Genomic DNA, 13042 nt, shown 5'->3' with positions numbered 1-13042 from the left:
TTATCAGCTTTTTTGAATTTTTTGCATGAAAAACACACAAATTAGTCAGTTCGACTGATTTTTTATCTTAGAAATGTTTTTGTCTTATCTTCTCTGACGTACAATGCCGCCATTACACCAATAACTGACATGAGTATGAAAGAGCCAATTAATCGAAGCTTCCACATTGGTGGGTCTATTGAAAAAGCATTGAAGGGGGAGGTTGAATTACAACCTGTCACCGTTTTAGCTGAAGCATGGAAAATCACAGGGAAAAACATCTTTAGTTTTTTACCTGCGGTCATTTGTTTGTTTCTTGCGCAAGTTGCATTGTTACTTTTAGGGCTCGAAGTTCAATTAGGTAGCCCAACGGTATTTTTTGATGCTTTCATTACAGGGCAGGGCTTTACACCAGAAATACTAAAAGCGGGCTTTATGGCTAACTTTTGGTCTGATGTGCTTATTGCACCACTTTATGTGGGTGTTAGCTTAATGGCATTAAACCATGCAGTAGGTTTACCAAGTAAACCAAGCCAGATAGTTAAAGGGTTTTCTTTTACCCTTGTCTCATTAATTACCATGTTACTGCTTTCTTCAATTCAAGGGTTGGGCAGCAGTGTTTTCCCATTAATTGGCTTGTTCCTCACAATGGCATTAAGCATGGCTATTTTATTAGTGTGTGAAAAGAAAGTATCACCAATAAAAGCGATCCAATACTCTTTCATGGCAACGATCCGTAAAGTATTGCCAATGACGGCAATCTATATTGTGATCATGCTAATGTTCTTTATCTCAATTGCTACTGCAGGTATCGGTTTGATTTGGACATTACCTTTCTTCTTTAACGTTAAAGGTATTATCTACCGAAATATGTTTGGCGTAACATTACAAGTTACTTCTGTGGCAAAAAGTGATGATGAGCAACCTCCGCAAGATGGCGGTGAGCCACCAGTTGATAAGATAGATAAAGATGTCTTTAATGCGTAAAGCATAAGTTTTAAAAAAGCTCCTAGGTTAGGGGCTTTTTTATTATTGGAATAAACTTAAATAACACCCTAACGCACTATAACTTTACTGTTAGTTAATAAAATAACAAACAGTAACCAATAAAAATCGTGATTCAATCATTATAAAAGCTTTAATAGGGCCTGATGGCCTAAATACCCGTCTATTCATATTAAAACTGATACATCGCAAAAACAGTAATTAACTTATCTGTCATAATTTATTACGCAAATAAATAAGCTATGTAAGGTTAATGATGGATAAGTTACTTGAACGTTTTTTACGATATGTTCGCATCGAAACACAATCTGATGGTGATGTTGCATCATGTCCGAGTACTGCAGGGCAATTTAACCTTGCACAACAACTAAAATCTGAAATGGAAGAGTTGGGTTTATCTGATATTTCATTAGATGAACATTGCTATTTAATGGCACGTCTTCCTTCAAATGTTTCTGCTGATATTCCAGCTATTGGTTTTATTGCTCACATGGATACAGCACCTGATGCTTCAGGTCTAAATGTTAAACCACAAATTGTAGAAAACTATCAAGGTGGTGATATTGCATTAGGCATTGGTGATGAAGTGCTATCTCCAATTCAATATCCCGACTTAAATAAGTTACACGGTCACAATATTATCACTACCGATGGTACAACACTGCTAGGTGCGGATAATAAGGCCGGTGTTGCTGAAATCATGACAGCCATTGCGTATCTTGTGGCACACCCTGAAATTAAACATGGTGATATTTGTATTGGTTTTACACCTGATGAGGAAATCGGACGTGGGGCTGATCTCTTTGATGTTGAGAAATTCAATGCACAATGGGCTTATACCATAGATGGTGGTCCTATAGGTGAGTTAGAGTTCGAGAACTTTAATGCAACCTCTGCTGATGTGATTTGTCATGGAACCAATGTTCACCCTGGAACTGCGAAAGGTAAGATGGTGAACTCAATGAACATTGCCGCGCAGTTTCAGTTAATGATGCCCAGCAATGAAACGCCAGAAGCTACAGAAGGGTATGAAGGTTTCTACCATTTAAAATCAATGAAACCATCTGTCGCTAAAACAGAGTTAGGTTATATCATTCGTGATTTTAGCCGTGAAGGGCAAGAACAACGTAAAGCCTTTATGCAGCAGAAAGTTGATGAACTAAATCTACAACTTGAAAAAGGGCGTGTAGAGTTGGTGTTAACCGATTCATATTTCAATATGCGTGAAATGGTAGAGCCATACCCACATATCATTGAATTAGCGAAAGCCGCGATGATTGAATGCGACGTAGAGCCAGAGAGCAAACCGATTAGAGGTGGTACAGACGGCGCGCGTTTGTCATTTAAAGGCTTACCATGCCCGAATATCTTTACTGGCGGATATAATTTTCATGGTATTCATGAGTTCATTACTGTCGAAGGGATGGAAAAGGCAGTAAATGTGATTATAAAACTGGTTGAAAAAACAACAGAAAAATATAGCTGATTTACCATCAATAAAAGCCCTTTAATCAAAGGGCTTTTATATGTATGAAATTAACGAAGCCAAATTAAAAGCTTTTCCTGACAAAAAGTAGCAATCTAAACTTAAGTTTATAGCGTATAAAAGTGATAACTTAGGATAATGCTATGAAATATATTAACTTATTATTTATTAGTGGTTTGTTAAGCTTTAACGCTTCAGCCTACCCAGAATATAGCCAGTTTAAAAACCATCGGAGTATTTTTTATGTTGCTGATATAAAAGATAAAAGGGTTGAGAAATTTATAAATGAATTAAACCAAAATAAGTGTTTATTAGACGAGCGTGATATTAAAACTTTGGTTGTTACCCGAAATGGTTACCAGCTACCAAATCACGTGTTCAATCAACAACAAACTGAAAACATGCTTAAGAATTATAACTTGGAAGATGGTAACCATATTGGCATTCTTATTGGCAAAGATGGTAAAGAGAAACATCGTTGGTCAGGTGATCTTGACTGGTCTTCATTGATGTTGCTCGTTGATGATATGCCCTTAAGAAAAGCAGAGATGGCGAAGAAAAAAAGCCGTTGTGTGATTTAAAGTACGTATAAACGTCATTCCATCACTTTATTGATTTTCAACCATTTAGACGTTAACGAAACTAATATTGATTTCTCTATTGGTTTAACAATATAGTCATCTATTATCTCATGTATGTCTGAGATGATTTTTTCTCCATATTCGCCTGATACTGCAATGATTGGCTTAGTGCTATCTGATTCTTTTAACTGTTTAGCCGTTTCAATTCCATTCATTCCCGGCATATGAATATCCATAAAAATGAGGTCAATATTATTTTTTGACTTGTTCTATTGCCTCGTATCCGGATGCAGTTTGTATAACATTGATCCCTTCTTTAGATAGATATGCTTTCACTAGCAACCTATTAGCATGTATATCGTCAAAAACTAGGACCGTTTTATCATTAAGATTTCCTAATGGGCAAATTTAGGCTTCTAGTGAACACTCGACAGCTAATGACCCGTTAACTGTATCAATATAACCTTGTGCGTGTTTAGGAACTAAATGATGACTTTTAAATTTATCAGATTATTTCTTATATATAGAGATATATAAGTAACTAGCCAAACTCATTAAACATAGACTCCCCATTGTTAAATACCCTATAGATAAGCCCCATTCCGTTACACTAAACCCTGCAACTAAGTATGTTATTAACCACCAAAAATGGGTCAATGAAAAATGTGCAGCAAAAAAAGGACCGCTGTCATTATCAGAACAAGCTTCAGTTATTAATAATCCTGCAGATGTTTGAATACAAGACATACCGACTCCCATAGCGAAACAGACTAATGCATAGCCAACCCAACTCGGGGTAAACGAACCAAGTGCAAAGGCAAATATTAAAGTAAACATACCAAGCCAATGAAAACGCTGTGGTCGATATCTATCTAGTAGCTTGGGTAACAGAAATGCAATTACCATTGAGCCTAAACCCACAATCATCATAGCTATTGCCGTTTGTGCCTCGTTGCCGTTCAGAACCTCATGCACATAAACCACGGTATTAACTAATACCATCGCTGATGCACTCGCTGCTGATAGGTAAGCAAACCACAATGATTTAAGTGAGGGGTGGTTTATGTAGTTCTTAATGTTTCCAAATACGGATGAAATGCTAACCGTGTCATAACGATCGCTTACGACTTGTGGAAGCTTACACGTCAAGATTAATGCGGCAGAAACAATGAATGTTACCGCATCAAATATAAATAAAGATTTAAACGAAACAACAAATAAGAAAAGAGCGGTAAGAAGTGGGCTTAATAACTGCTCTAAATCATAAGCCATTCTGCTAATAGACAATGCTGTTGTGTATTGATGCTTGATCGGCAAAATTGTAGGCAGCGTCGATTGAAATAATGGTGTAAAACCTGCTGAGCATGCATTAATGACAAACATGAGTACATAGACCTGCCATATTTGCGTCACAAAGGGTAATGAAATAAACATCACGGCGCGGATAATATCGAGTGCAATTAAGGTTTTTTGTTTAGGTAAACGATGAATAATGACACCAAAAATAGGAGCTAAACCAATGTAAGCTAACATTTTAATAGCAAAAGAAATGCTCAAAACCATTGCTGCATTATCACCAGCTAAATTATAAGCGAGCAGTGCTAAACAAATAGAGCTTATCCCAGTTCCACTTAATGAAATGATCTGAGCTGATAGTAATTTTATATAGTTTTTATTGTGCCACATTGAAGTGTTATGGGGGCATGTTTGCATGAGAGATCCGTACAAGGTTAAGCCACATCGCATCAAAAATAATTCATACAACAACCAATAAGTTGATGCTGGTTATTTGATAATTAGTTCTTCTTTTATTTTAGGTAAAGAATACACATCAATGAAATTGAACATTTTAATAAGGTATATTAGTAATATTGATAACCTTGAAAAATGACTGGTTAGGTTTAATGAATAATATAAATTGGCGTGGTATAGACTTAAATCTGCTTTTGACCTTTGATGCCTTGTTTCAATTTAAAAGTGTTTCTGCTGCTTCTAAGTATATGAATTTAGGACAACCTGCAACGAGCTATAATCTTAAACGATTACGAGAGTTACTTGATGATCCTTTATTTGAAAGGGTAGGAAATAGCATGGTTGCCACTAAAAGAGCAAACGAAATAGCACCTAAAGTCGATGCTATTCTGTCTATTATTCGTCAAGATATTTTGCCAGTATCTAAGTTCGATCCAATAAATTTTGATGGTATGTTTATTGTTGGCTTAAATGATTATGCCGAGCAAATATTCGGCCCCGATATTTTCGATTATCTACAGCAGGTTGCACCTAAAGCTAAAATATTATTTAAGCCTGTTGATAATGAAAATAGCCTTTATTTACTCGAAGAGCATAATACCGATCTTTGTATTGGGGTATTTAGCTCACTACCCGACAGTGTAGTATCAACTTTCTTGTATCGTGAAAAACACCTTTGTACTTTTGATAATTCTGAATTAGAAGCTCAACTACCGATATCGTTAGAGGCATATCTTCAAGTTCCGCAAGTCATTGTCACGGCAAATGAATGCTTAACAACAAAAGTAGATGAAACATTAGCTGGTTATGGGGTAGAGCGAAATGTTGTTTTAGGAACAACAAGATTCTTAACAATTCGACGTATGTTATCAGGTAGAAAAATGCTTGCAGTGATGGCTGAAATGGTGGGGCGTTCTGATTTGATTGACGATCAACTGACTTTATGTGAGCCACCAATCGATATTCCTGATTTTGATGTAGAAATGATAGGTTTAAAGCGTAATCAACATCACCCGAAGCAGGTATGGTTATCAGAAAAGATTAAAAAGATTATTCAAACTAAGGTGCAGAATAAATAGCTGCGCCTTAGTTTGGATGCGTAAAAGGCGTATTGATTACTCGTGATCTGTGCCTTTAAGTATTTCATTTAGTTTTTTCAAAATAGTATGAACGGCGTGGCCTTTTGTTACCTCACCGCCTTGCTCTACTTCAATTTTCTGTTTGCCGTATAAGCCAGTTTCTTCTTCAGCAATATGAAGCCAGTCTGGATGCCAGTAAAAAGATTGACCGCCATCTGTGATCCAATTGTGTACACCACAGTTTTCACCACGGTAGTTAAGATCTTTAGCTTGGTAAGCCATACTTTATCCTTTGTTTTATAGTCAGTTATTTCAAAACAATATAGAAAATCAGTACACTAAACCGTGATCTAAGTATAATATTTATAGTGAATGTAACCAATTATTAATACGTAGTGTGATATGAACTATCTAGAACAGTTTTGTGGCAGATTTACAGTAAAATGAATGATCATAATTTTAGGTAATACTTTGTTTTAATCACTCATAAATGCGCAATAAACAGGTAAGATGCAGTAATAATAATTAAGTGGTAACCCTAATGACAACATCTATCAAATTTATTGCCACCGATATGGATGGCACGCTTCTTTGTGATAATAAGCAGTTACCTTCAGATTTCTATGAAGTATTTCAACAGCTTCAACAAAAAAACATCTTATTCTCTGCTGCCTCTGGTCGCCAATATCAAAGCCTTGTTAATACATTTGAACCAGTAAAAGAAGAGATGGTGTTTATTGCCGAAAACGGCACCTTGGTGATGTATAAAGGAAAAGAGATTTATAGTTCTACTATACCTACCGATGAAATCCACACCATTTTAAAATCTGTTAAGCTAGTACCTGATTGTGACATCGTGTTGTGCGGTAAAAACTCAGCTTATACAGAAGCCACCAGCGAACGAGCACTTAACGAAATCCGCAAGTATTATCATAACTTAGAGTTGGTTGATAACTTATTTTCTGTTGATGATGAATTTATCAAGATTGCAGTATTAAACTTTAATGGTACTGAAGATCATATTTATCCTGTTTTAGCGCCTGTGTTTGGTGAAACGCATCAAGTTGTTGTTAGTGCAAAGATTTGGCTTGATTTAATGCACAAAACAGCGTCAAAAGGCACCGCGATAAAGCACTTACAAAAAGAATTTGGTTTTACGTTTGAAGAGAGTATGAGCTTTGGTGATTTCTTCAATGATGTCGAAATGCTGAAAGAAACCTACCATAGTTATGCAATGGAAAATGCACATCCTGAGATTAAGAAATTAGCTCGATTTCAAGCGCCGAGTAATAACGAACAAGGTGTAATGGCGGTTATTAAGCAAAAAATATTATAGTCATATCTTAATCTCAAGTTATAAGCCTCAATATATTGTTTAAACAATCATTGAGGCTCTACTTTTTACTCTTTAATAAAAAAAGCATTGCCATCAATATCGAGTGGTACGATAGGCTTATCGGGTTTTGCATAACTTAAACGTCCGACACTTTGCGTTACGTGGTAGTTATCGAGTCCAGAAAGCGTCATTAAATCTAGGCTTTCAATATTGATATAGCCATCTTTCCGTAATGCGTATTTAGGTAAAATAACTCGCTCAATTTCTCCAATGATCATATGCGTACCATTCGATGGGATCGGTATAATCTCAGCTAATCTCAAGCCTATTTTTATTGGGCTCTCTAATACAAATGGCGCATCAAAATGATTGTCATAGAAAGGGGTGAGACGCGTTTCACTAAATTCCGACACCTCTTTAGGATAGCGAGCGGATGTTTGATGGGCTCGTTGGTAAAATTCTTCAGATACAGCGTTAATCGTGTATTGTTCTGTTTGTTGGATATTTGTATAAGTGTGTCGTTCGACAGTATCAGGACGTAATATAAACCCTAATAACGCAGGTGATGATCCAAGATGGATAACAGAGCTAACAATGGCTACATTTTCATTTCCATCATTATCAGTAGTTCCTATAAGGTTGGCGCTTTTAAAACCTGGCAAAGAGTTTATTAGTTGAACTCTTTGGCGTTTTTCCATTGTTTGAATATCACATGATGATAATCGAATATTATCCATATATTACCTCAGGTTTTTAAACGTAAAGTTTATTACGCTTAATCACTGAGTGCGGATCACTTTAATAATAAAGAAATGAAAGAGTTATAAAGCCATAGTGAGTTCTGTTTAACTAAAAAACACTATGGCTGATATTAATCCTGACTTAATGCATTACTGGTTATAACGTGCTATTAAATGCTGTTTAAAGAAACGAGGATTTAATGTTTCCCCTGTCGCTTGTTTAACTAATTCGTCTGTAGATAGCGTACATCCTTTTGACCAGATATTCGTTTCAAGCCATGCGAAAATAGGGGATAAATCTCCTGATGTGATTGCAGCTTCAACATCTACTACTTTCTTCATTGCAGCCATAAATTGTGCGGCGTACATTGCACCTAGCGTATAAGATGGAAAATAACCAAAACTACCGTCAGTCCAGTGAATATCCTGCATACAGCCGTCTTTGAAGTTACCTTTAGTATCAATACCAAGGTAAGCCTGCATTTTTTGATCCCAAATAACAGGAATGTCATCAACTTCGATATTGCCTTCAATAAGATCACGTTCAATTTCATAACGCAGAATTACGTGGGCAGGGTAAGTCACTTCGTCAGCATCAACACGAATAAAACCCGGTTTAACACGAGTATTAATAGTGTTGAGGTTTTCAGCCGTTAGCGCACTATCGGTTTCACGGTTAAATGTTTTCTGTGCTAACGGTGCCAATTTTCTTGCAAAATCGATATTGCGTGAAAGCTGCATTTCAAAAAACAGTGACTGACTTTCATGAATCCCCATTGAGCGGGCTTGGCCTACAGGTAGATCTCGCCATTGATGCGGTAAGCCTTGCTCATAACGTGCATGACCGGTTTCATGAATAACGCCCATTAACGCTGATGTAAAATCAGTTTCATCATAACGCGTTGTAATACGTACATCGGTTGATACACCACCACAGAATGGGTGAGTACTGATATCTAAACGCCCATGATTAAAATCAAAATTTAATAATTTCATGACGTCTAGGCTAAGTGCGTTTTGCTCGGCAATCGGGAATGTTCCACTTAGAGGCAATACGGCTTCATTTTTCTGCTTATTTTGTACATCTTGAATGAGATGCGGCAACCACGATTTTACATCAGCAAAAATACCGTCAAGAATTTCAGATGTCATTCCCGGTTCGTAAAGATCGAGCAGGGCATCATACAGGCTTAATCCTGTTGCTTTAGAGCGAATAGCCGCTTCTTGGCGTGCGAGTTTAACGACAGGAGCTAAATTTTGTTTAAATCCTTCCCAATCATTTTCTTTTCTCTGGGTACGCCAAGCATGTTCACATTGTGAGCCTAATAAGGATTTTTGCTCCACCAACTCGGCTGGCAAAATGTTATGCATCATCCATTGGCGCTTTAACGCAGCAAGGCTGATACGCTCGGCATCAGATAATTGCTCTTGCTCTGCTTGTTCAAACCAATCAGCAAGGTAATCAGCGGTTGATAATTCATGTGTAATAACGGCAAGTTCAGCCATTGCTTCAGAGCGAGCTTCAGCACCGCCACTTGGCATCATTGCTGCTTGATCCCAACCACATATTGCACTTAGATGGTCTAAACGCGATAACTTACGAGCATGCTGTTCTAATTTTTGATAATAGCTCATTTAATTTTCCTAATATTTGGCTGTTAAAAAACAAATCTATCTTATGTATTACCTATTGAATAGCCAGTAAAAAAAAAGAAAGGTTCACTAAAAGAGGGAAAAATTTATAACAACGTGAGCAAGAATAAAAAAACGTTATAGATACAGTATTAAACGTTTATATTTTTTTTTATTAACGCTATAAATGTAAAGATGGCATGCAAATCGTAAAACAGTGTTACAAAAGGAAGTTTTTCATATTGCAAACGTTATAATGGCCGTCAATCAATATACCTATTTGAACTATTTTTCGAACTTATGATGTTGTAAATAGTTATATTAGATTGTTTTATCGTATTTTTAAGGGATTTTGCCTCAAATGAAAAAGACATCACCGCTTTTTTCTCTCGTTGGTGTAACTGCGCTTTGTACTGTGTCGTTTTCATCATTAGCAGCACCTTCTGTTATTCCTGATGCACCGACATTAAGTGCAAAGGGTTATGTATTGATGGACTACAATACAGGCCAAGTATTAGTTGAAAAGAATGCTAACGAAAAATTAAACCCTGCAAGCTTAACGAAATTAATGACGAGCTATGTTGCTGGTCAGGAAATAAAACAAGGCAATATCAGTAAAGATGATATTGTTGTGATTAGCCGTAATGCTTGGGCACGTAATTTCCCTGATTCTTCAAAAATGTTTATTGAAGTAGGGAGTGAAGTACCACTAATGGACTTGTTCCGTGGTTTGATTATTCAATCCGGTAATGATGCAAGTGTTGCACTTGCTGAACACGTAGCTGGATCTGAGCAAGCATTTGTGGGGTTAATGAATTCATGGGCTAAGAAGCTAGGAATGAATTCGACACACTTTGCTAATCCTCATGGTTTAGATCACAGCGATCTTTATACTACGCCTTATGATATTGCATTATTAGGCCAAGCGTTAATTCGCGATTTACCGTCAATTTATCCGCTGTACAGTGAGAAATCATTTACATATAACAATATTACTCAACGCAACCGAAATGGTTTGTTATATGATAAAAGCATGAATGTTGATGGCATGAAAACCGGCTACACAAGCGGTGCAGGATATAGCTTAACAAGTTCTGCAACTGAAGGTGACATGCGTTTAATTGCGGTTGTGATGGGAACAAAAAGTACCAAAACCCGTGAAAGTGAAAGTAAAGCTTTATTAAATTACGGTTTCCGATTCTTTGAAACAGTCGTACCGCATAAAGCTGGCGATAAAATCTTATCTGAGCGCGTTTGGTTTGGTAATAAAGAAAACGTTGAGTTGGGTGTTGATAGCTCAAGCTATGTGACACTGTCACGTAATGATACTAAAAAGTTGACAGCAAGCGTTGAGCTTAACGGTGAACTTGATGCTCCTATCGCGAAAGGTGAAGTAGTAGGCAAGGTACTTTACTCGGTCGATGGTAAAGAAGTGGCATCTCAACCACTTGTTGCACTAAATTCAGTTGAAGAAGGTAGTATTTTCAGCCGCCTTGTTGATCATGTTAAGAAGTTCTTTGCTGGATTACTTAGTTAATTTAATCATTTTTAACGTTAAAGATTTGTAGACTAAAAGCTCGGCTCTCTGTCCGAGCTTTTTTGTATCTATTTATCCAACGACGCTTTTCCGCAGTTTACTATTTCCTGTTGAGTCTAAAATCCGTATAATTCACGCCCTATAAATTCTTATCCAGCAATTCTACTGTCGGGATAACCGATGGTGAGAGAAGTAGTAATGAATCAGACAGATAATCGTAAAGAAGTACTTGAATTTAATAAGCTGCAAAAACGTCTTCGTCGTAATGTCGGTAACGCCATTATTGACTACAACATGATTGAAGAAAATGATGTTGTAATGGCATGTATCAGTGGCGGCAAGGACTCATTTGCGATGCTGGATATCTTATTGAATCTGAAAAAAGCAGCACCGATCAATTTTGAAGTTGTTGCGGTTAACTTAGATCAAAAGCAACCAGGTTTCCCTGAGCATATTCTTCCAGAGTACTTTTCTAGCTTAAATATCCCATACTATATCGTAGATAAAGACACTTACTCTGTAGTGAAAGAGAAAGTAGAAGAAGGCAAAACAACCTGTGGTCTTTGCTCTCGTTTACGCCGTGGTACGCTGTACTCTTTTGCTGAGAAAATTGGTGCAACTAAGATTGCACTAGGACACCACTTAGATGATATCGTTGAAACCTTGTTCCTAAACATGTTCCACGGCTCTCGTTTAAAAGCAATGCCACCTAAGTTACGTTCAGATGATGGCCGTAACGTTGTTATACGTCCATTAAGTTACTGTCGTGAAAAAGATTTAATTAAGTACGCAGAGCATAAAGCGTTCCCAATTATTCCTTGTAACCTGTGTGGTTCTCAAGAAAATCTACAGCGTCAAAGTATTAAAGCGATGTTAATTGATTGGGACAAGAAAACACCGGGTCGCGTAGATGCTATCTTTAAATCAATCCAAAACATCAGCCCAAGCCAGTTAGCTGATAAGAATTTATTTGATTTTGTTAACTTGCCATTAGATCGTGAAGGTGAGAAGGCCGAGTATGCTTTTACTGAAGCGACGGTTTCTTCAACAAACATTGATGAGTCTCTGTTTATTGATGTGACTAACGTTTAGTCACTACGCTGTTGAAATAATGGGCTAATAATCTTTGCCAAATACGACAAAGAATTTAGCCCTTTATTTAAGAAGCTCAGAAAACGCCTCACTGTTTCTTTTTACTGCATTATCGTTGTTACTCATCAACTGACTTTTACTGGTTATCCATCCTTTATTATTCACGGTTCTTAAGTGGTATTCGTCTTTATTGTCAGTAATAAACGAACCTTCTGTTAAGTTACTTATCTGTGTAATTTTCCCTATATCTTGGCGTTGTGTGTTTTGAAGATCCCACGATGTTACCTTGTCACTTATTGTATTTATCTTTGACACTATTATTTGTTGTTCACCACCATTTGGCATGGTGAAAACTAAGCTATCACCAATAGTTAAATCACTTAGCAACTCATCATTTATTTCAACAATGCTTTCAATCGGTAGCATTGCTATGCCTTGCTCTTGTTTCACTTTGTCTAGTAAATTGGGGCGGTAAAGCCAGAGATCTTCGCCTGTTAATAGATTAATAGGTGTATCAATTGTTGCCGCTACTTGATGTCCATAACGATTAAGCTGTGGGTTGCCCTCAAGATCCTCTTCAGCAACATAAGAAGGATCATCAATCGTTATTTCTTCTTCAATGCTCAGTGTTTTGAAATTTTTTGGTTCTTCAGCAACCTCATCAAAGTTTTTTGCCAATTTTTTTGCATTTATTGTATGTGATGTCTCTTTTACTCGTTCAGGTGTATGCATTTCTTCTGCTGCTTTGTCGGGCTTAAACAGAAAGACACAGAGCAACCCAATAATCAGGGCTAAACCAGTATATTGGATTACTCTTTTCATA

Annotated in this window: 13 protein-coding genes; 7 read left to right on the top strand and 6 right to left on the bottom strand. The window is 36.9% G+C overall.

Annotation, left to right across the window (positions count from 1 at the left end; all coding sequences use genetic code 11):
• Positions 1–135: 135 nt before the first annotated feature.
• From BTO08_RS05640 to BTO08_RS05630, 3 genes are all read left to right on the top strand, one after another.
• Entirely contained in the window at positions 136–966 is an 831-nt protein-coding gene (locus tag BTO08_RS05640) for a hypothetical protein (RefSeq protein WP_105060244.1), read from the top strand.
• A 274-nt stretch (positions 967–1240) separates the two neighbouring features.
• Positions 1241–2470: a peptidase T gene (gene pepT, locus BTO08_RS05635; protein WP_105060243.1), complete on the top strand. Its 1230-nt coding sequence runs from the start codon at positions 1241–1243 to the stop codon at positions 2468–2470.
• A gap of 143 nt (positions 2471–2613) precedes the next feature.
• Entirely contained in the window at positions 2614–3051 is a 438-nt protein-coding gene (locus BTO08_RS05630) for a DUF4174 domain-containing protein (RefSeq protein ID WP_105060242.1), read from the top strand.
• Positions 3052–3065: 14 nt separating this feature from the next.
• On the opposite strand, the gene BTO08_RS05625 is transcribed toward BTO08_RS05630, so the two are convergent.
• Positions 3066–3302, bottom strand: coding sequence for a response regulator (locus BTO08_RS05625; RefSeq protein WP_277949267.1), 237 nt, complete (start codon positions 3300–3302; stop codon positions 3066–3068).
• Between the two features lie 259 nt (positions 3303–3561).
• Positions 3562–4737 carry an MFS transporter gene (locus BTO08_RS05620; RefSeq protein WP_105060240.1) on the bottom strand — a complete coding sequence of 392 codons (1176 nt, stop codon included), beginning with the start codon at positions 4735–4737 and terminating at the stop codon, positions 3562–3564.
• Between the two features lie 218 nt (positions 4738–4955).
• Between BTO08_RS05620 and BTO08_RS05615 the strand changes: the two genes are divergently transcribed.
• Positions 4956–5882, top strand: coding sequence for a LysR substrate-binding domain-containing protein (locus BTO08_RS05615; RefSeq protein WP_105060239.1), 927 nt, complete (start codon positions 4956–4958; stop codon positions 5880–5882).
• A gap of 36 nt (positions 5883–5918) precedes the next feature.
• Here the strand turns inward: BTO08_RS05615 and BTO08_RS05610 are convergent, their stop codons facing one another.
• Positions 5919–6164: a hypothetical protein gene (locus BTO08_RS05610; RefSeq protein WP_005367818.1), complete on the bottom strand. Its 246-nt coding sequence runs from the start codon at positions 6162–6164 to the stop codon at positions 5919–5921.
• Positions 6165–6423: 259 nt separating this feature from the next.
• Here BTO08_RS05610 and BTO08_RS05605 point away from each other — a divergent pair, with 259 nt between their 5' ends.
• A complete protein-coding gene (locus tag BTO08_RS05605) occupies positions 6424–7218 on the top strand; it encodes a Cof-type HAD-IIB family hydrolase (RefSeq protein WP_105060238.1) in 795 nt (264 codons plus the stop codon).
• A 65-nt stretch (positions 7219–7283) separates the two neighbouring features.
• Here the strand turns inward: BTO08_RS05605 and BTO08_RS05600 are convergent, their stop codons facing one another.
• Together BTO08_RS05600 and BTO08_RS05595 are read right to left on the bottom strand one after the other, a co-directional pair.
• Complete coding sequence (locus BTO08_RS05600) at positions 7284–7955, bottom strand: flavin reductase family protein (RefSeq protein ID WP_105060237.1); 672 nt, start codon at positions 7953–7955, stop codon at positions 7284–7286.
• A 153-nt stretch (positions 7956–8108) separates the two neighbouring features.
• Positions 8109–9593 carry a carboxypeptidase M32 gene (locus BTO08_RS05595; protein WP_105060236.1) on the bottom strand — a complete coding sequence of 495 codons (1485 nt, stop codon included), beginning with the start codon at positions 9591–9593 and terminating at the stop codon, positions 8109–8111.
• A gap of 358 nt (positions 9594–9951) precedes the next feature.
• On the opposite strand from BTO08_RS05595, the gene BTO08_RS05590 reads away from it, so the two are divergent.
• Together BTO08_RS05590 and ttcA are read left to right on the top strand one after the other, a co-directional pair.
• Positions 9952–11127, top strand: a complete 1176-nt coding sequence (locus BTO08_RS05590; RefSeq protein WP_105060235.1) for a D-alanyl-D-alanine carboxypeptidase family protein — start codon at positions 9952–9954, stop codon at positions 11125–11127.
• A 198-nt stretch (positions 11128–11325) separates the two neighbouring features.
• Positions 11326–12219, top strand: a complete 894-nt coding sequence (gene ttcA, locus BTO08_RS05585) for a tRNA 2-thiocytidine(32) synthetase TtcA (protein WP_105060234.1) — start codon at positions 11326–11328, stop codon at positions 12217–12219.
• Positions 12220–12282: 63 nt separating this feature from the next.
• Here ttcA and BTO08_RS05580 read toward each other — a convergent pair whose 3' ends face one another.
• Positions 12283–13041 carry a hypothetical protein gene (locus tag BTO08_RS05580; protein WP_105060233.1) on the bottom strand — a complete coding sequence of 253 codons (759 nt, stop codon included), beginning with the start codon at positions 13039–13041 and terminating at the stop codon, positions 12283–12285.
• Position 13042 lies beyond the last annotated feature (1 nt).

The organism is Photobacterium angustum, assembly GCF_002954615.1.
In the GTDB taxonomy this organism is placed as follows: domain Bacteria; phylum Pseudomonadota; class Gammaproteobacteria; order Enterobacterales; family Vibrionaceae; genus Photobacterium; species Photobacterium angustum_A.
Note: the sequence above shows the minus strand (reverse complement) of the source record. Positions and strands in the feature narration are given on the sequence as shown.

Bases quoted from the DNA above. Each gene is read 5' to 3' on its own strand.
- BTO08_RS05640 (WP_105060244.1), top strand. From the start codon at position 136: ATGAAAGAGCCAATTAATCGAAGCTTCCACATTGGTGGGTCTATTGAA.
- pepT (WP_105060243.1), top strand. From the start codon at position 1,241: ATGGATAAGTTACTTGAACGTTTTTTACGATATGTTCGCATCGAAACA.
- BTO08_RS05630 (WP_105060242.1), top strand. From the start codon at position 2,614: ATGAAATATATTAACTTATTATTTATTAGTGGTTTGTTAAGCTTTAAC.
- BTO08_RS05620 (WP_105060240.1), bottom strand. From the start codon at position 4,737: ATGTGGCACAATAAAAACTATATAAAATTACTATCAGCTCAGATCATT.
- BTO08_RS05615 (WP_105060239.1), top strand. From the start codon at position 4,956: ATGAATAATATAAATTGGCGTGGTATAGACTTAAATCTGCTTTTGACC.
- BTO08_RS05610 (WP_005367818.1), bottom strand. From the start codon at position 6,164: ATGGCTTACCAAGCTAAAGATCTTAACTACCGTGGTGAAAACTGTGGT.
- BTO08_RS05605 (WP_105060238.1), top strand. From the start codon at position 6,424: ATGACAACATCTATCAAATTTATTGCCACCGATATGGATGGCACGCTT.
- BTO08_RS05600 (WP_105060237.1), bottom strand. From the start codon at position 7,955: ATGGATAATATTCGATTATCATCATGTGATATTCAAACAATGGAAAAA.
- BTO08_RS05595 (WP_105060236.1), bottom strand. From the start codon at position 9,593: ATGAGCTATTATCAAAAATTAGAACAGCATGCTCGTAAGTTATCGCGT.
- BTO08_RS05590 (WP_105060235.1), top strand. From the start codon at position 9,952: ATGAAAAAGACATCACCGCTTTTTTCTCTCGTTGGTGTAACTGCGCTT.
- ttcA (WP_105060234.1), top strand. From the start codon at position 11,326: ATGAATCAGACAGATAATCGTAAAGAAGTACTTGAATTTAATAAGCTG.
- BTO08_RS05580 (WP_105060233.1), bottom strand. From the start codon at position 13,041: ATGAAAAGAGTAATCCAATATACTGGTTTAGCCCTGATTATTGGGTTG.